This window comes from Paenibacillus sp. Paensp111 (assembly GCF_059492195.1).
In genome coordinates, this window is sequence record NZ_CP168527.1 from 3,714,387 (window position 1) to 3,729,844 (window position 15,458).

The following is a 15,458-nucleotide window of genomic DNA, read 5'->3' on the forward strand; positions in this document are numbered from 1 at the left end:
TTTTGTGAGTCTATCATGTAGTATGCCTAAACAACCATTCTTACCAAGTTGCGATGGGGTTATACCACACTAGAGGTTGACTTCATTAGACACGACGACGTTTTGGAGGACGGCATCCATTATGCGGCACTGGAGTAACGTCTTTAATCATGTTAACTTCGAGTCCTGCAGCTTGAAGCGAGCGGATTGCAGCTTCGCGGCCAGCGCCAGGACCTTTAACCATGACTTCAACGGACTTCATTCCATGCTCCATTGCAGCTTTAGCAGCGGTTTCCGCAGCCATTTGAGCGGCAAAAGGAGTCGATTTACGGGAACCTTTGAACCCTTGACCACCAGAACTTGCCCAAGAGATCGCGTTACCGTGTGGATCCGTAATAGTAACGATCGTATTGTTGAATGTGGAGCGAATGTGCGCCACGCCAGATTCGATATTTTTACGGTCACGACGTTTAGTACGTACGACTTTTTTCGGTTTAGCCATTGTCTGTTATCCCTCCTTCTTATTTCTTCTTGTTCGCTACAGTACGACGAGGTCCCTTACGAGTACGGGCATTCGTTTTAGTACGTTGTCCACGAACCGGCAATCCACGACGGTGACGAACACCGCGGTAGCAACCGATCTCGATGAGACGTTTAATATTTAAAGAAATTTCACGACGCAGGTCACCTTCAACCTTAACCGTTTTGTCGATAGATTCCCGGAGTTTGCTTACTTCGTCTTCTGTCAAATCCCGAACGCGAGTGTTCGGGCTGATGCCTGTTGTGCTCAAAATTTTCTGGGAAGTCGTTTTACCGATTCCGAAAATGTAAGTCAAGGCGATCTCAACGCGTTTATCACGTGGCAAATCCACACCAGCTATACGAGCCATTTTACGCTACACCCCCTTCTTAACCTTGTCTTTGTTTGTGTTTCGGATTTTCGCAAATAACCATTACATTGCCTTTACGACGAATGACTTTGCATTTTTCGCAAATTGGCTTTACAGAAGGTCTTACCTTCATATCAATTACCTCCTAAAAGTTTTACCTGAGTAAAACTAATTTCGAAAGCATACGGCTGGTTCTGACAAGCAGAACCCACCTCCAAAGTTGTTAACATGGTTTACATTAATTCACATTAATAAAACCCAACTTTGCTATCATACCACGAAACTATACTCATGCGGTATGGAATCTATTTACGGTAAGTTATACGGCCCTTAGTCAAATCATAAGGTGATAACTGTATAACCACTTTGTCCCCTGTCAGAATACGGATAAAGTGCATCCGCAGCTTACCAGAAACGTGAGCAAGAATCTGATGACCGTTCTCAAGCTCAACCTTAAAAGTAGCATTCGGCAACGGCTCAATTACCGTTCCTTCAACTTCAATGACATCTTCTTTAGCCATAAGTCAGTCTCCTTTCTCTTCAGCTTTGGTTTCGGTGAATTGGACAAACGTGCTTATTGCATGACGCAATTTGCCGTTCGTTACCCGACCACTTTCATTTAAACTATTAACAACTTCGCTGCTAATCAAGTCCAGAAATTCTAAATGCTGAATGTTCTTCCGTTTTGCCTGATCAAACTTTCGTTTGTTACCATCAGCGATCCGGACAAACTTGTCATCCAGAAGCTCAACAACAACTCCGATCCCTCCAGCATCTTTGCCTTTGAGAATTCTTGCGATTTGACCGATCTGCGGGTCTGTGCGGTGTGTCAAAAGGATCACCTACGCATTCAGTTTCGTAAGAATTTCGAGGCCATCAGCTGTGACAGCCACTGTATGCTCAAAGTGAGCGCACCAGGAACCATCAACCGTGACAACCGTCCAATTATCTTCCAGCGTCTTGACATAACGCTTTCCGATATTGACCATCGGTTCTATTGCAAGCACCATCCCAGGTTTAAGCCTAGGACCGCGATCGGGAACTCCGTAGTTTGGAATCTGAGGTTCTTCATGGAGCTTGGCTCCAATCCCATGACCTACATACTCTCTGACAACAGAAAAGCCTGCATCCTCAATAACTTTTTGAATCGCATGCGATATTGTAAATAAGCGGACATCCGGTTTGACAAGCTCAAGACCGGCATACAGGGAACGCTCTGTTACATCAAGAAGCTTTTGAACTTCATCAGTAATTTTACCTACTGGATAAGTCCAAGCCGAGTCACCATGGTAACCCTTATACTCCGCTCCGATGTCAAGACTGATGATGTCGCCTTCGTTTAATTTACGCTTGCCGGGGAATCCATGAACCAGCTCTTCGTTAGTCGAAGCGCATATGCTGTAAGGGAAACCATTATAGTTTTTAAAAGATGGCACTGCATTTTGACTCCGAATGTACTTGTCAGCGATTTGATCAAGTTCTCCCGTCGTAATACCGGGCTCGATCGCTTGTGCCAAGATCCGGTGCGTTTCCGCAACGATCCGCCCTGCTTCTCTCATAAAGCCAAGTTCCGTTTCGGATTTACAAATGATCATTCAGCTAACCTCTCAGTAAAGATACGATTTCTTTGGATACCGTATCGATTTCCAGTTCACCATCGACTTCGCGAAGCAAACCTTGCTGTTCATAAAAGTTAAGGAGCGGTGCAGTTTTGGTGATATATTCGTCCAGTCTTGTACCTACGCTCTCTTCGTTATCATCGGAGCGCTGATACAGCTCACCGCCGCATTTATCACATACACCTTCCTGTTTAGGAGGATTAAAGACCACATGATAGGTAGAGCCGCAAGATTTGCAAATGCGACGTCCTGTAAGACGCGCCAGCAGCTTATCACGATCTACCTTCAGGTTGACAACATGATCCAGTTTGCGACCGAGTTCCGTAAGCAGTTGATCCAGCGCTTCCGCTTGCGAAAGGGTTCTTGGAAAACCATCCAGTAAAAAACCTTTTTCGCAATCGGACTGCTGAAGACGCTCACGAACGATGCCAACTGTCACATCATCTGGTACCAACAGGCCCTGATCGATGTATTCTTTAGCTTTAATCCCAACGGGAGTTCCTTGTTTGATCGCTAGACGAAATGCATCGCCTGTTGAAATGTGAGGAATGCCGAATTCACCGATAATGACTTCTGCTTGTGTTCCTTTTCCTGCCCCAGGAGGCCCCATAATTAAAATGTTCACGTCTGCCACTCCCTCCAAAAATAGCTTGAGTGCAAGAACATAACAATAGGTGCCGGTTCGAGTCTAGAAGAGCCCGGCCGGAACCTATCGCCTACTTATTAATAAACCCTTTGTAATGGCGCTTCATCAATTGGCTTTCGATCGTCTTCATCGTATCCAGCGCAACGCCGACCACGATTAGAAGGGATGTACCTCCAATTTGAATTGAGCTAGGTAGTCCAGCCCAAGAGCCCAAGGCTATCGGAAGTAGTGAAATGAGTGCCAGGAAGATTGCACCGGTCATTGTCAAACGTGTCATAACACGAGTGAGGTAAGTGGCCGTTGTTTTTCCTGGACGAACTCCCGGAATATAGCCTCCGTTCTTCTTCATTTGGTCCGCCATTTGAGTCGGATTCATTTGAACAAAGGTGTAGAAGAACGTGAAACCAATAATCATTATGACATACAGCACCATAGCAAGAGGTGCAGCTTTCTGCATCGAGAAATTGTCGATAATCCACTGAGCCCATTTATGCGTAGACCAGAAACCAGCGATAATCGTTGGGAACTGAAGAAGGGATACAGCAAAGATAACAGGAATAACGCCAGCCGCATTGATCTTCAATGGGATATGCGTGTTTTGTCCACCGTACATCTTGTTGCCTACAACCCGTTTTGCATATTGTACCGGGATCTTGCGGATCGCCTGCTGAATGTAGATAACACCGACAATAATCAGTATTACTACCAGAGCGATGATTATGAATTTAGCAATATTCAAGAAGGTTTGCCCTTCTGCAATGAAATCAGAGTTAACCAAGCTTTGAATGTGACCTGGAATACCTGCAATGATACTCGCGAAGATAATCAGCGAAATACCATTACCGATTCCCTTCTCTGTGATTTGCTCACCCAGCCACATCAGGAATGCAGTTCCTGCTGTAAGCACGATGGCAATCAAGGCATAGTCCGCAAATGTAGCATTTGGAACCATTTGTGTGCCATAGATCCGGTTGAATCCGATCGACATTGCAAAGGCTTGAATCAGACCTAGCACAATCGTTAAGTAACGCGTAAGCTGAGCTGATTTCTTTTTCCCCATCTCACCCTGTTTGGCCCATTCCGCTAACTTCGGAACGACATCCATAGACAAGAGCTGAACGATGATGGAAGCCGTGATATATGGATAGATCCCGAGCGCCAGAATTGAGAATTGTTTCAATGCGCCGCCCGAGAACGTGTTCAGGAGGCCGAACAATGCATTACCTGCTTGATTTGTTGCCGTGAACACATCTGTGTTAACACCCGGTACCGGTACAAAGGTACCAATCCGGTAGATCAAGAAAATAAACAGTGTAAACAAAATCCGGTTGCGTAAGTCCTTCACATTCCATATATTCTTGAGGGTTTTAAACATTAGATCACCTCGGTTTTACCGCCGGCAGCCTCGATCTTCTCTACCGCAGATTGAGAGAACTTATTTGCTTTTACAGACAATTTGACCGTAACTTCACCGTTGCCAAGAATCTTAATTCCGCTTTTCGCGTTCTTAACGATCCCTTGTTCAAACAACAGTTCAGGAGTAACTTCTGTATCAGCCGCAAAGTTGTTAAGTTCCTCGATGTTCACAATCGCATACTCTTTACGGGTTGGGTTAACAAAACCACGTTTTGGCAAGCGACGATAGAGCGGGTTTTGTCCGCCTTCGAAGCCCGGGCGAACACCACCGCCGGAACGAGCGTTTTGACCTTTGTGACCACGTCCAGATGTTTTACCCATACCGCTGCTGGTACCGCGTCCTACGCGCTTGCGCTCTTTGCGGGAACCAGGAGCTGGGGAAAGCTCATGTAACTTCATCGTTCGTTGCACCTCCTTCATAATTGTAAGCTGAATCTATATGTCTTAGTCTTGAATTTCTTGTACAGATACCAAGTGAGTCACTTTGTTAACCATGCCACGAATAGCTGCGTTGTCATTGTGAACTACTTGTTGATTGATTTTGCGAAGTCCCAAAGTGTTAACGGTTGTACGTTGGTCTTCTGGACGGCCAATCAAACTCCGTACGAGGGTAATTTGAAGTTTTGCCATTTAGATTCCCTCCTTAACCGAGAAGTTCTTCGACGGTTTTGCCGCGCAATTTCGCAACATCTTCAGCACGCTTCAGACGGGACAAGCCCTCCAAAGTCGCGTTGACCATGTTCATGGAATTCGAAGAACCTAGGGATTTTGTCAAAATGTCGCCTACACCAGCAAGTTCAAGAACTGCACGAACTGGTCCGCCAGCGATAACTCCGGTACCTTCCGATGCCGGCTTCAAGAGAACGCGGCCGGCACCAAAGTGTCCGGTCACAAGGTGAGGGATAGTCGTTCCAACCAGGGGAACGTGTACCAGATTCTTCTTCGCATCTTCAATACCTTTGCGAATTGCATCTGGAACTTCGCCTGCTTTACCGATACCAGCACCAACCCAGCCATTGCCGTCACCGACAACTACTAGTGCGCTGAAACTAAAACGACGTCCGCCCTTTACAACTTTAGCTACACGATTAATATTTACAACTCTTTCAGTCAGTTCTAAAGCGTTAGGATCTACACGCAAGTCGTTAACCTCCTTTTAGAAATAGTCTTAGAATTCAAGTCCAGCTTCACGAGCCGCATCAGCCAAAGCTTGAATCCGTCCATGGTACAAGTAACCTCCGCGGTCGAATACCACATTTTTAACGTTTTTATCTTGAGCGCGCTTAGCGATGAGTTCTCCAACTTGACGAGCAGACTCAACACTACCGCCATTTTTAACATTAGCGCTAAGCTCTTTATCAACAGTAGAAGCAGACACAAGAGTTACGCCTGCTACGTCATCGATCAGTTGAGCATAGATATGTTTGGAAGAACGGTATACGTTAAGTCTTGGACGTTCAGCCGTTCCTTGGATTTTTTTACGCACACGCAGGTGTCTTTTCAGACGCGCTTTGTTTTTATCCGCTTTTGTAATCATGACTTCCATTTCACTCCCTTCGGTTTACCATACAAGCTGTTTCAATTCAAGCCGCAATCGGGTTAACTGAGTTAAGAAGCTTACTTCTTCTTACCAGCTTTACCTTCTTTACGAATAATACGTTCGCCTTCATACTTGATCCCTTTACCTTTATAAGGTTCTGGTTCGCGTACGGAACGGATTTTAGCAGCGTATGCACCTACGCGCTCTTTATCGATTCCTTTAACGATGATCTTTGTGTTAGCAGGAACTTCAAATTCGATGCCTGGTTCCGGAGAGATTTCAACCGGGTGGGAGTAACCCACGTTCAGGACGATCTTGTCGCCAGATTTGCTTGCACGGTATCCAACCCCAACCAATTCAAGGTTCTTAGAGAAACCGTCGGTTACGCCGCTCACCATGTTGCTAACAACGCTACGCGTTGTGCCATGAAGGGAACGGTGAAGTTTATTATCGGAAGGACGTTCAACTGTGATTTGGTTCTCTTCCACAGTTACTTTCATGTCCTTGTGAAGTTCACGAGTCAAAGTACCTTTAGGTCCTTTTACCGTAATTACGGTGTTATCAACTTTGATATCAACACCACTTGGTACATTTATTGGTTTGCGACCAATACGAGACATTTGCTGCACCTCCTTGTTTTGTGACTTTAATTACCAAACGTAGCAGACAACTTCGCCGCCAGCTTTGGATTGACGAGCTTCTTTGTCGGTCATAACTCCCTTGGATGTGGAGATGATCGCAATACCCAAACCGCCGAGGACACGAGGAACTTCATTGCTCTTCGTATACACGCGAAGGCCAGGCTTACTAATTCTTTTCAATCCGGAAATAACACGCTCGTTATTGGATCCGTATTTCAAGAAAATGCGGATAATCCCTTGTTTATTGTCATCGATATATTCTGCATCACGGATAAAACCTTCACGCTTCAAGATTTCAGCGATTTGTTTTTTGATCGTGGATGCAGGCATTTCCACAGTTTCGTGACGCACTACATTCGCGTTACGAATACGTGTAAGCATATCAGCAATTGGATCTGACATAGTCATTCGTGTAAACCTCCTTCCCGTTGTTGATTGTTTACCAGCTTGCTTTTTTCACGCCAGGGATCTGGCCTTTATAAGCTAATTCACGGAAACAAATTCTGCAGATTTTATATTTTTGCAGCACCGAATGTGGACGACCACAACGCTCGCAACGTGTGTATGCACGTACTTTAAACTTAGGTGTGCGTTGTTGTTTAACTTTCATTGAAGTTTTTGCCACTTAGCCTGACACCTCCCGAATCGATTCCAAGAATCGAATTTTTCCTTACTTTACAAAAGGCATTCCGAGTTGAGTCAGCAATTCGCGGGACTCTTCATCAGTTTTAGCCGTAGTTACGATAACGATATCCATACCGCGCACTTTGTCAACTTTATCATATTCGATCTCAGGGAAGATCAATTGTTCCTTGAGGCCGAGTGTGTAGTTACCACGTCCGTCAAACGCTTTGTTTGATACACCGTGGAAGTCACGTACACGTGGAAGTGTTACATTGAACAGCTTGTCGAGGAAGTAGTACATACGCTCACCGCGAAGTGTTACTTTCACACCGATTGGCATGTTCTCACGAAGTTTAAATCCGGCAATGGATTTCTTCGCACGAGTGATTACTGGCTTTTGACCAGAGATCAACTGAAGATCATTCACTGCAGAATCAAGTACTTTCGAGTTGGATACAGCGTCACCAACACCCATGTTGATAACTACCTTCTCGATTTTTGGCACTTGCATAACAGTTGTATAGTTAAACTTTTGAACCAAAGCTGGGGACACTTCATTCAAATAACGTTCTTTCAATCTTGCTGCCATGAATCATGGACCTCCTTTCATTCAATGCTGGATTAGTCGATCACTTCTCCGGACTTCTTAGCTACACGAACTTTTTTGCCGTTATCCAATACTTTGTAACCGATACGAGTTACTTTTCCGCTCTTTGGATCGACATGCATAACGTTCGATGCGTGAATCGGAGCTTCTTGTTCAATAATTCCGCCTTGTGGGTTGAGTTGATTTGGCTTTTGGTGTTTCTTAACCATATTCACGCCTTCCACAAGCACACGGTTCTCACGAGGATAAGCAGCGATGACACGGCCTTTTTTGCCTTTATCTTTACCACTGATCACGATAACCGTATCGTCTTTTTTGACGTGCAGTTTATTGTTGTGAGACTCCAGAATCTTTTTCAATCTAGGCATTTGTTACACCTCCCGGTTGCATGGATATAAGGGACTAACTTTATTTAGATAACTTCCGGAGCCAAGGAAACGATTTTCATGAAATCTCTATCACGAAGTTCGCGAGCAACAGGTCCGAAAATACGAGTACCACGTGGGCTCTTGTCATCTTTCACTACTACAGCTGCATTCTCATCGAAAGCGATGTAAGAACCGTCTTTACGGCGAACAGAACGCTTAGTGCGAACTACTACCGCTCTTACTACATCACCCTTTTTGACAACGCCGCCTGGTGTTGCTTGTTTCACCGAGCAGACGATCAAGTCACCGATTTGAGCAGTACGACGACCTGTACCACCCAGAACGCGGATACACATCAATTCCTTCGCTCCAGAGTTATCAGCAACGTGCAATCGTGTAAATGGTTGAATCATTCTAATTTCCTCCTTTCGACTTCACTAACGAGTTCAATTAGATAATAACCGCTTGTTCTACGACTTCAGTCAGTCTCCAGCGTTTATCTTTGGAAAGCGGGCGAGTTTCTGTGATTTTCACAGTGTCACCAATTTTCGCTGTATTGTTCTCATCATGCGCTTTGAATTTCTTAGTATGCTTAATGCGTTTATGGTACAAATCATGCTTTTTGTAGGTTTCAACAGCTACTACGATGGTTTTATCCATTTTGTCGCTGACGACTTTACCAATTTGAACTTTACGAGTATTACGTTCGCTCATGGTTAGCCTCCTTCCTGATTTCAAGCACTGCTATTGAAGCTGCACTTTGATAATTAGCTAGTTATGCCAAGTGCTCTCTCATGTAAAATGGTTTTAGCACGAGCTATATCCTTACGCACATCACGGATTCGAGTTGGGTTGTCAAGCTGGCCAGTAGCCAGTTGAAAACGCAGGTTGAAGAGTTCTTCTTTGAATCCAGTGATTTTTTGTTCTATCTCAACAGTGGTTAAGTTGCGAAGTTCATTAGCTTTCATTTGCTTCACCACCCAATTCTTCACGTTTCACAAACTTAGTTTTTACAGGCAGTTTGTGAGCGGCAAGACGCATCGCTTCGCGTGCGATTTCCTCCGATACACCAGCAAGTTCAAACATGATCTTACCTGGTTTCACAACTGCAACCCATTTCTCAACGTTACCTTTACCACTACCCATACGAACCTCAAGAGGCTTTTGAGTAATTGGCTTATCAGGGAAAATCTTAATCCATACTTTACCACCACGTTTGATGTAACGCGTCATGGCAATACGAGCCGCTTCGATCTGACGGTTCGTAATCCAAGATGGCTCAGTTGCTTGCAGGCCGTATTCACCGAAGTTAAGTTCAGTGCCGCCTTTAGCTTGACCTCTCAAACTACCGCGTTGTTGTTTGCGGTGTTTTACACGTTTAGGTACCAACATGATTAGTTGCCTCCTTCCTGAGCAGCTTGCTTCTTAGCTGGAGGAAGAACCTCTCCACGATAGATCCATACTTTAACGCCGATACGGCCGTAAGTAGTATGTGCTTCAGCTGTACCATAGTCGATGTCAGCACGAAGTGTATGAAGTGGAACAGTTCCTTCGCTGTAGCCTTCTGAACGAGCAATTTCAGCACCGCCAAGACGGCCGCTTACTGCTGTTTTAATCCCTTTAGCGCCGGAACGCATAGTTCTTTGAATCGCTTGTTTCAATGCACGACGGAAGGAAACACGACGCTCCAATTGTTGAGCAATGCTTTCTGCGACTAGAATTGCATCCAGTTCAGGGTGTTTGATTTCAGAGATATTGATGTGAACTTTTTTACCGCCTGCGATTTGGGTGATTTCGTTACGAATGTTCTCAACTTCAGAACCGCCTTTACCGATAACCATACCTGGCTTCGCAGTGTGGATAGTTACATTCACACGGTTAGCTGCTCTCTCGATTTCAACACGAGATACAGCAGATTCTTTCAATTTGCCTTTTAAGTGTTCACGAATTTTAACGTCTTCCATAAGAAGATCACCAAAATCTTTACCTGCATACCATTTAGATTCCCAATCACGGATAATACCTACCCGCAATCCGACGGGATTTACCTTTTGGCCCACACGTTTTCCCTCCTTATTTTTCGGATACCACCAAAGTAATGTGGCTGGTGCGTTTGTTGATCCGGCTTGCACGTCCCATAGCACGTGGACGGAAACGTTTCATTGTCGGACCTTGGTTAACGAAAACTTCCGAAATAACCAATTTATTTACATCCATAGAATAGTTATGTTCAGCATTCGCAATCGCCGAGTTCAAGAGCTTCTCCACTACCGGTGAAGCTGCTTTAGGAGTATGGCGAAGAATGGCGATGGCTTCACCCACTTGCTTGCCGCGGATCAGGTCAACAACGAGTTTAACCTTACGAGCAGCAATACGGATGGATCTTGCATGTGCTTTTGCTTCCATGTTTGTTACCTCCTCTCAAACGAAGAACTCATCTTAACGTCTTGTTTTCTTATCGTCGTCCGTATGCCCTTTGTAGGTACGTGTTGGAGCAAATTCACCCAATTTGTGTCCTACCATGTCTTCCGTAACATATACAGGCACGTGTTTACGACCATCGTATACTCCGAAAGTATGTCCGATAAATTGTGGGAAAATCGTAGAACGGCGGGACCATGTTTTGATCACGGTTTTTTTGTTGCTTTCGTTCACTTCATCCACTTTTTTGAGTAGGTAGCCATCAATAAATGGCCCTTTTTTCAAACTGCGACCCATAGCTTGAATCCTCCCTTCATGAAACCATCATAAGTCTCTATTCCGTTAGCCGGTGAAGTAATGCGCCTAAGCGTATTACTTCGTACGACGGCGAACGATGTATTTATCAGATGCTTTACCTTTTTTACGCGTTTTGTAGCCAAGGGTTGGTTTGCCCCAAGGTGACAATGGCGATTTACGACCGATAGGAGCGCGTCCTTCACCACCACCGTGAGGGTGATCGTTAGGGTTCATGACGACACCGCGAACTTCCGGACGTTGTCCGAGCCAGCGATTACGTCCAGCTTTACCGATTTTCACAAGCTCGTGGTCTCCGTTCCCTACGGAACCGATTGTAGCACGGCAAACTTTAAGGAGCTTGCGAACCTCACCGGAAGAAAGACGAACTGTGACATATTTTTCTTCTTTACCAAGAAGTTGAGCTTCAGTACCAGCTGCACGAACGAGCTGTCCGCCTTTACCTGGTTGAAGTTCGATGTTGTGGATAACGGAACCCACTGGAATGTTTTCCATTGGAAGTGCGTTACCGATTTTGATATCGGCTGTAGGACCTGATACTACAACGTCATCAACTTTCAAGCCTTTAGGAGCGATAATGTAGCGCTTCTCTCCGTCTGCATAGTGGATCAAAGCAATGTTGGAAGTACGGTTCGGGTCATACTCGATTGTAGCAACGCGGCCCGGTATTCCATCTTTGTTCCGTTTGAAGTCAATAATACGATATTTACGTTTGTGTCCACCACCGTGGTGACGAACCGTAATTTTACCTTGGTTGTTACGACCAGCAGTTTTGCTAAGTGGTGCAAGCAAGGATTTTTCCGGCACATTTGTAGTGATTTCTTCAAAAGTAGACACGGACATTGCGCGTCTTGCCGGGGAAGTCGGTTTATACTTTTTGATTGGCACTTATGTTCCCTCCTATCTTCAGAAATTTCTTATACCGATTCAAAGAACTCAAGCGGTTTGCTGTCTGCCGTAAGAGTAACGAACGCTTTCTTCCACTCTGGTGTATAACCAAAATGACGTCCGTAACGTTTAGGCTTCGCAGGAACACGCAAAGTGTTAACTTTACTTACCTTCACGCTGAAGATCGCTTCAATTGCTTGTTTGATCTCAGTCTTATTAGCACGGATATCCACTTCGAATACATATTTTTGTTCACCCATGTATTCAGCCGTACGTTCCGTAATCACTGGACGTTTGATAACATCACGAGGATCTTTCATTACGCGAGCACCTCCTCTACCTTCTGAACTGCTTCTTTCGTAATGATCAGTTTGTCGTACGTAAGTACGTCAAGAACATTGATGCCGTCAGCTGCTACGAACTTCACACCTGGAATGTTACGTGCAGATAGCGCAACTTTATCATCATAGCTAGAACCTACGATCAAAGCTTTGCGTTCTACTTTCAGGTTATTCAGGATAGCTGCGAATTCTTTTGTCTTCGGCGTTTCAAAGCTCAATTGATCTAGTACGATAATGTCGTTATCAACAACTTTCGAAGAAAGCGCGGATTTGATCGCCAAACGACGAACTTTCTTAGGAAGCTTGAATGCATAGCTACGTGGTGTTGGTCCGAAAACGACACCGCCGCCTACCCATTGCGGTGAACGGATCGAACCTTGACGAGCACGACCAGTACCTTTTTGTTTCCAAGGCTTACGACCACCGCCGCGTACTTCAGAACGTCCTTTAACTTTGTGTGTACCTTGACGAAGAGATGCACGCTGCATAACAACAGCATCATGAAGAACATGAACGTTTGGTTCGATACCGAATACCGCATCATTCAATTCAACTTCGCCCACTTGGCTGCCACTTACATTAAAAAGTGCTACTTTAGGCATTGATTGTTCCTCCTTTCTTCAGAAGATTATTTCTTCACCGTTTCTTTGATTTTCACGAAGCCTTGTTTAGGGCCTGGAATAGAACCTTTTACAAGCAATACGTTACGTTCAACATCGACCTTGATAATTTCAAGTCCTTGAATCGTAACTGTCTCGTTACCCAGATGTCCTGGCAGGTGTTTACCTTTAGGAACACGGTTTGCTTGAATGGAACCCATCGAACCCGGTCTACGATGATAACGGGAACCGTGAGCCATTGGTCCGCGGCTTTGTCCCCAACGTTTGATAACGCCGGCAAAACCTTTACCTTTGGAAATACCTGTTACGTCAACAAATTCGCCCTCAGCGAAGACATTAGCTTTAACCTCTTGGCCAACCTCATATCCTGCCAAATCAATACCGCGAATTTCGCGAACGTAGCGCTTAGGTGCAGTGTTAGCCTTTTTGGCATGCCCTGCTTCTGGTTTGTTTGCTCTGCTCTCTTTTTTATCAGAGAAACCTAGCTGAACCGCTTCGTAACCATCGTTATCTGCATCCTTTTTCTGCAAAACAACATTGGGGCCTGCTTCAATAACGGTTACTGGAATTACATTACCTTCAGCGGTAAATACTTGAGTCATTCCAAGTTTTTTTCCTAAGATACCTTTCATGTTGACACCTCATTCCCTTTTCTAATCAAATGCTTTTATTAGACTTACAATTTAATTTCGATATCTACACCGGACGGTAGATCCAAGCGCATCAAGGCATCCACAGTTTGTGGAGTCGGATTAACAATATCGATCAAACGTTTATGAGTACGCTGCTCGAATTGCTCCCGAGAATCCTTGTACTTGTGTACCGCACGGAGAATAGTAATGATTTGCTTTTCTGTTGGAAGTGGAATCGGTCCAGATACACCAGCACCCGAACGTTTTGCCGTTTCAACAATTTTCTCAGCGGATTGATCAAGAATTCTATGGTCGTAAGCTTTCAAACGAATACGAATCTTTTGCTTTGCCATTTTTAGTCCCTCCTTCTATCGCCCAATTTATTATCGGACATACTCCGTGAAAATTTTCCAAACACCTGCCTCATGGCAAAGGGGCCGGGTGTGTCGGTAACCTCTCACATCATCGCAACGTCACAGAACAACATATATTATTATATTAAAAAGATAGGCTCAATGCAAGCCTTATATACAAAAAGTTTTAAATTCCAATTGCAGGGAACGAGCCAATGTTCTCCTGACATAAAACAAGAAGGTTCATCTCCAAAGAGACGAACCTTCTCTTCTTTCGGTTACAGTACATTGTTACTCGTTACATCACACTGTTGCTTTATATCAATCAGGCTATCAGCGCCTAATTACTTTTGAATGCTTGCTACGGAACCGGCACCTACTGTACGTCCGCCTTCACGAATGGAGAACTTAGTTCCTTCTTCGATCGCGATTGGGGAGATCAAGGAAACAGTAACGGTGATGTTGTCACCAGGCATTACCATTTCAGTACCTTCAGGCAAGTTGATGATGCCTGTTACGTCAGTTGTACGGAAGTAGAACTGTGGACGGTAACCAGTGAAGAATGGCTTGTGACGTCCACCCTCTTCTTTAGTCAACACGTAGATTTGAGCAGTGAATTCTGTGTGAGGCTTAACAGAACCCGGCTTAGCCAATACTTGACCACGCTCGATCATGTTACGGTCAACACCACGAAGAAGTGCACCAATGTTGTCACCAGCTTGAGCGGAATCCAGCAATTTGCGGAACATCTCAACGCCTGTTACAACGGATTTCTTAGTTTCTTCAGTGATACCAACGATTTCGATTTCTTCGCCGACTTTAACAGTACCACGCTCTACACGGCCAGTTGCAACTGTACCACGGCCAGTGATGGAGAATACGTCCTCGACAGGCATAAGGAAAGGCTTGTCAGTTTGACGCTCAGGAAGTGGAATGTAAGTGTCGATAGTTTCGAACATTTCAACGATCTTCTTAGCCCACTCACCATCAGGGTTTTGAAGAGCTTCACGAGCAGAACCACGAGTGATTGGAGTATCATCACCAGGGAATTCATATTCGTTAAGAAGGTCGCGAACTTCCATTTCAACCAATTCCAAAAGTTCTTCGTCTTCAACCATGTCACATTTGTTCAAGAACACAACGATGTAAGGCACGCCTACTTGGCGGGACAACAGGATGTGCTCACGAGTTTGTGGCATAGGACCGTCAGCTGCGGATACAACCAGGATTGCTCCGTCCATTTGTGCTGCACCAGTGATCATGTTTTTAACATAGTCGGCGTGACCTGGGCAGTCAACGTGTGCATAGTGACGGTTGTTTGTTTCGTACTCAACGTGTGCAGTTGAGATTGTGATACCGCGCTCGCGCTCTTCTGGAGCTTTATCGATTTGGTCGAATGCTACAGCAGCACCACCATAAGTTTTGGACAATACAGTAGTGATTGCAGCAGTCAGGGTTGTTTTACCATGGTCGACGTGACCGATAGTACCGATATTAACGTGCGGTTTTGTACGTTCGAATTTAGCCTTTGCCATTTTGAACAGTTCCTCCTTAAAAT

Annotated in this window: 30 protein-coding genes; all 30 read right to left on the bottom strand. The window is 44.9% G+C overall.

Annotated features, from left to right (window positions below):
- Positions 1-85 precede the first annotated feature (85 nt).
- The gene (gene rpsK, locus ACEN86_RS17520; protein ID WP_127200950.1) at positions 86-481 is read right to left on the bottom strand and encodes a 30S ribosomal protein S11; all 396 of its coding nucleotides are present in this window, start codon (positions 479-481) and stop codon (positions 86-88) included.
- A 19-nt stretch (positions 482-500) separates the two neighbouring features.
- Entirely contained in the window at positions 501-869 is a 369-nt protein-coding gene (gene rpsM, locus ACEN86_RS17525; RefSeq protein WP_127200949.1) for a 30S ribosomal protein S13, read from the bottom strand.
- Positions 870-888: 19 nt separating this feature from the next.
- Positions 889-1,002 carry a 50S ribosomal protein L36 gene (gene rpmJ / locus ACEN86_RS17530; protein ID WP_021296640.1) on the bottom strand — a complete coding sequence of 38 codons (114 nt, stop codon included), beginning with the start codon at positions 1,000-1,002 and terminating at the stop codon, positions 889-891.
- A 172-nt stretch (positions 1,003-1,174) separates the two neighbouring features.
- Entirely contained in the window at positions 1,175-1,390 is a 216-nt protein-coding gene (infA, locus tag ACEN86_RS17535) for a translation initiation factor IF-1 (protein WP_028559500.1), read from the bottom strand.
- Between the two features lie 3 nt (positions 1,391-1,393).
- On the bottom strand, positions 1,394-1,702 hold the full coding sequence (locus ACEN86_RS17540; protein ID WP_495631805.1) for a hypothetical protein: 309 nt from the start codon (positions 1,700-1,702) through the stop codon (positions 1,394-1,396).
- Between the two features lie 9 nt (positions 1,703-1,711).
- Positions 1,712-2,464 (bottom strand): type I methionyl aminopeptidase, encoded by a 753-nt coding sequence (gene map / locus ACEN86_RS17545; RefSeq protein WP_495631806.1) that lies wholly within the window; start codon positions 2,462-2,464, stop codon positions 1,712-1,714.
- A 4-nt stretch (positions 2,465-2,468) separates the two neighbouring features.
- A complete protein-coding gene (locus ACEN86_RS17550) occupies positions 2,469-3,113 on the bottom strand; it encodes an adenylate kinase (protein WP_495631807.1) in 645 nt (214 codons plus the stop codon).
- A gap of 91 nt (positions 3,114-3,204) precedes the next feature.
- Entirely contained in the window at positions 3,205-4,509 is a 1,305-nt protein-coding gene (secY, locus tag ACEN86_RS17555) for a preprotein translocase subunit SecY (protein WP_495631808.1), read from the bottom strand.
- A complete protein-coding gene (rplO, locus tag ACEN86_RS17560; RefSeq protein ID WP_127200944.1) occupies positions 4,509-4,949 on the bottom strand; it encodes a 50S ribosomal protein L15 in 441 nt (146 codons plus the stop codon). The genes secY and rplO overlap by 1 nt, the downstream gene beginning before the upstream one ends.
- Before the next feature lie 45 nt (positions 4,950-4,994).
- On the bottom strand, positions 4,995-5,180 hold the full coding sequence (gene rpmD, locus ACEN86_RS17565; protein WP_127200943.1) for a 50S ribosomal protein L30: 186 nt from the start codon (positions 5,178-5,180) through the stop codon (positions 4,995-4,997).
- Positions 5,181-5,193: 13 nt separating this feature from the next.
- On the bottom strand, positions 5,194-5,691 hold the full coding sequence (gene rpsE, locus ACEN86_RS17570; protein WP_127200942.1) for a 30S ribosomal protein S5: 498 nt from the start codon (positions 5,689-5,691) through the stop codon (positions 5,194-5,196).
- 27 nt (positions 5,692-5,718) lie between these two features.
- On the bottom strand, positions 5,719-6,087 hold the full coding sequence (rplR, locus tag ACEN86_RS17575) for a 50S ribosomal protein L18 (protein WP_127200941.1): 369 nt from the start codon (positions 6,085-6,087) through the stop codon (positions 5,719-5,721).
- Between the two features lie 80 nt (positions 6,088-6,167).
- Positions 6,168-6,710, bottom strand: a complete 543-nt coding sequence (gene rplF / locus ACEN86_RS17580) for a 50S ribosomal protein L6 (RefSeq protein ID WP_127200940.1) — start codon at positions 6,708-6,710, stop codon at positions 6,168-6,170.
- Positions 6,711-6,740: 30 nt separating this feature from the next.
- Positions 6,741-7,139 carry a 30S ribosomal protein S8 gene (gene rpsH / locus ACEN86_RS17585; RefSeq protein ID WP_127200939.1) on the bottom strand — a complete coding sequence of 133 codons (399 nt, stop codon included), beginning with the start codon at positions 7,137-7,139 and terminating at the stop codon, positions 6,741-6,743.
- Between the two features lie 31 nt (positions 7,140-7,170).
- Positions 7,171-7,356 (bottom strand): type Z 30S ribosomal protein S14, encoded by a 186-nt coding sequence (locus ACEN86_RS17590; protein ID WP_009226651.1) that lies wholly within the window; start codon positions 7,354-7,356, stop codon positions 7,171-7,173.
- 45 nt (positions 7,357-7,401) lie between these two features.
- A complete protein-coding gene (gene rplE, locus ACEN86_RS17595) occupies positions 7,402-7,944 on the bottom strand; it encodes a 50S ribosomal protein L5 (RefSeq protein ID WP_127200938.1) in 543 nt (180 codons plus the stop codon).
- Between the two features lie 32 nt (positions 7,945-7,976).
- Positions 7,977-8,330 carry a 50S ribosomal protein L24 gene (gene rplX / locus ACEN86_RS17600; RefSeq protein WP_082927007.1) on the bottom strand — a complete coding sequence of 118 codons (354 nt, stop codon included), beginning with the start codon at positions 8,328-8,330 and terminating at the stop codon, positions 7,977-7,979.
- A 44-nt stretch (positions 8,331-8,374) separates the two neighbouring features.
- Positions 8,375-8,743, bottom strand: coding sequence for a 50S ribosomal protein L14 (gene rplN / locus ACEN86_RS17605; protein ID WP_127200937.1), 369 nt, complete (start codon positions 8,741-8,743; stop codon positions 8,375-8,377).
- Between the two features lie 37 nt (positions 8,744-8,780).
- Complete coding sequence (gene rpsQ, locus ACEN86_RS17610) at positions 8,781-9,044, bottom strand: 30S ribosomal protein S17 (protein ID WP_127200936.1); 264 nt, start codon at positions 9,042-9,044, stop codon at positions 8,781-8,783.
- Between the two features lie 53 nt (positions 9,045-9,097).
- Positions 9,098-9,298 (bottom strand): 50S ribosomal protein L29, encoded by a 201-nt coding sequence (gene rpmC / locus ACEN86_RS17615; RefSeq protein ID WP_127200935.1) that lies wholly within the window; start codon positions 9,296-9,298, stop codon positions 9,098-9,100.
- A complete protein-coding gene (gene rplP, locus ACEN86_RS17620) occupies positions 9,288-9,722 on the bottom strand; it encodes a 50S ribosomal protein L16 (RefSeq protein WP_068620409.1) in 435 nt (144 codons plus the stop codon). The genes rpmC and rplP overlap by 11 nt, the downstream gene beginning before the upstream one ends.
- A gap of 2 nt (positions 9,723-9,724) precedes the next feature.
- Positions 9,725-10,390, bottom strand: coding sequence for a 30S ribosomal protein S3 (rpsC, locus tag ACEN86_RS17625; protein ID WP_127200934.1), 666 nt, complete (start codon positions 10,388-10,390; stop codon positions 9,725-9,727).
- A 13-nt stretch (positions 10,391-10,403) separates the two neighbouring features.
- A complete protein-coding gene (gene rplV, locus ACEN86_RS17630; RefSeq protein ID WP_127200933.1) occupies positions 10,404-10,736 on the bottom strand; it encodes a 50S ribosomal protein L22 in 333 nt (110 codons plus the stop codon).
- Between the two features lie 33 nt (positions 10,737-10,769).
- Positions 10,770-11,048, bottom strand: a complete 279-nt coding sequence (gene rpsS, locus ACEN86_RS17635) for a 30S ribosomal protein S19 (RefSeq protein ID WP_251376319.1) — start codon at positions 11,046-11,048, stop codon at positions 10,770-10,772.
- Positions 11,049-11,123: 75 nt separating this feature from the next.
- Positions 11,124-11,954, bottom strand: coding sequence for a 50S ribosomal protein L2 (gene rplB, locus ACEN86_RS17640; RefSeq protein WP_495631809.1), 831 nt, complete (start codon positions 11,952-11,954; stop codon positions 11,124-11,126).
- Positions 11,955-11,983: 29 nt separating this feature from the next.
- Entirely contained in the window at positions 11,984-12,274 is a 291-nt protein-coding gene (gene rplW, locus ACEN86_RS17645) for a 50S ribosomal protein L23 (RefSeq protein ID WP_495631810.1), read from the bottom strand.
- The gene (gene rplD, locus ACEN86_RS17650; protein WP_495631811.1) at positions 12,274-12,897 is read right to left on the bottom strand and encodes a 50S ribosomal protein L4; all 624 of its coding nucleotides are present in this window, start codon (positions 12,895-12,897) and stop codon (positions 12,274-12,276) included. Before rplD ends, rplW begins: the two co-directional genes overlap by 1 nt.
- Positions 12,898-12,923: 26 nt before the next feature.
- Positions 12,924-13,547 (bottom strand): 50S ribosomal protein L3, encoded by a 624-nt coding sequence (gene rplC, locus ACEN86_RS17655; protein WP_495631812.1) that lies wholly within the window; start codon positions 13,545-13,547, stop codon positions 12,924-12,926.
- A gap of 44 nt (positions 13,548-13,591) precedes the next feature.
- Positions 13,592-13,900 carry a 30S ribosomal protein S10 gene (gene rpsJ / locus ACEN86_RS17660; RefSeq protein WP_017692074.1) on the bottom strand — a complete coding sequence of 103 codons (309 nt, stop codon included), beginning with the start codon at positions 13,898-13,900 and terminating at the stop codon, positions 13,592-13,594.
- A gap of 344 nt (positions 13,901-14,244) precedes the next feature.
- The gene (gene tuf / locus ACEN86_RS17665) at positions 14,245-15,435 is read right to left on the bottom strand and encodes an elongation factor Tu (protein ID WP_127200927.1); all 1,191 of its coding nucleotides are present in this window, start codon (positions 15,433-15,435) and stop codon (positions 14,245-14,247) included.
- Positions 15,436-15,458 lie beyond the last annotated feature (23 nt).

Coding starts and splice junctions, on each gene's coding strand:
- rpmC (WP_127200935.1), bottom strand. CDS start 9,298: ATGAAAGCTAATGAACTTCGCAACTTAACCACTGTTGAGATAGAACAA.
- rpsH (WP_127200939.1), bottom strand. CDS start 7,139: ATGACTATGTCAGATCCAATTGCTGATATGCTTACACGTATTCGTAAC.
- rplV (WP_127200933.1), bottom strand. CDS start 10,736: ATGGAAGCAAAAGCACATGCAAGATCCATCCGTATTGCTGCTCGTAAG.
- rplP (WP_068620409.1), bottom strand. CDS start 9,722: ATGTTGGTACCTAAACGTGTAAAACACCGCAAACAACAACGCGGTAGT.
- rplO (WP_127200944.1), bottom strand. CDS start 4,949: ATGAAGTTACATGAGCTTTCCCCAGCTCCTGGTTCCCGCAAAGAGCGC.
- rpsM (WP_127200949.1), bottom strand. CDS start 869: ATGGCTCGTATAGCTGGTGTGGATTTGCCACGTGATAAACGCGTTGAG.
- rplR (WP_127200941.1), bottom strand. CDS start 6,087: ATGATTACAAAAGCGGATAAAAACAAAGCGCGTCTGAAAAGACACCTG.
- rplX (WP_082927007.1), bottom strand. CDS start 8,330: ATGCCTAGATTGAAAAAGATTCTGGAGTCTCACAACAATAAACTGCAC.
- map (WP_495631806.1), bottom strand. CDS start 2,464: ATGATCATTTGTAAATCCGAAACGGAACTTGGCTTTATGAGAGAAGCA.
- rplN (WP_127200937.1), bottom strand. CDS start 8,743: ATGATTCAACCATTTACACGATTGCACGTTGCTGATAACTCTGGAGCG.
- rpmJ (WP_021296640.1), bottom strand. CDS start 1,002: ATGAAGGTAAGACCTTCTGTAAAGCCAATTTGCGAAAAATGCAAAGTC.
- rpsJ (WP_017692074.1), bottom strand. CDS start 13,900: ATGGCAAAGCAAAAGATTCGTATTCGTTTGAAAGCTTACGACCATAGA.
- rpsK (WP_127200950.1), bottom strand. CDS start 481: ATGGCTAAACCGAAAAAAGTCGTACGTACTAAACGTCGTGACCGTAAA.
- secY (WP_495631808.1), bottom strand. CDS start 4,509: ATGTTTAAAACCCTCAAGAATATATGGAATGTGAAGGACTTACGCAAC.
- rplF (WP_127200940.1), bottom strand. CDS start 6,710: ATGTCTCGTATTGGTCGCAAACCAATAAATGTACCAAGTGGTGTTGAT.
- rplD (WP_495631811.1), bottom strand. CDS start 12,897: ATGCCTAAAGTAGCACTTTTTAATGTAAGTGGCAGCCAAGTGGGCGAA.
- rpsS (WP_251376319.1), bottom strand. CDS start 11,048: ATGGGTCGCAGTTTGAAAAAAGGGCCATTTATTGATGGCTACCTACTC.
- infA (WP_028559500.1), bottom strand. CDS start 1,390: ATGGCTAAAGAAGATGTCATTGAAGTTGAAGGAACGGTAATTGAGCCG.
- rplC (WP_495631812.1), bottom strand. CDS start 13,547: ATGAAAGGTATCTTAGGAAAAAAACTTGGAATGACTCAAGTATTTACC.
- rpsQ (WP_127200936.1), bottom strand. CDS start 9,044: ATGAGCGAACGTAATACTCGTAAAGTTCAAATTGGTAAAGTCGTCAGC.
- rplE (WP_127200938.1), bottom strand. CDS start 7,944: ATGGCAGCAAGATTGAAAGAACGTTATTTGAATGAAGTGTCCCCAGCT.
- tuf (WP_127200927.1), bottom strand. CDS start 15,435: ATGGCAAAGGCTAAATTCGAACGTACAAAACCGCACGTTAATATCGGT.
- rpmD (WP_127200943.1), bottom strand. CDS start 5,180: ATGGCAAAACTTCAAATTACCCTCGTACGGAGTTTGATTGGCCGTCCA.
- rplW (WP_495631810.1), bottom strand. CDS start 12,274: ATGAAAGATCCTCGTGATGTTATCAAACGTCCAGTGATTACGGAACGT.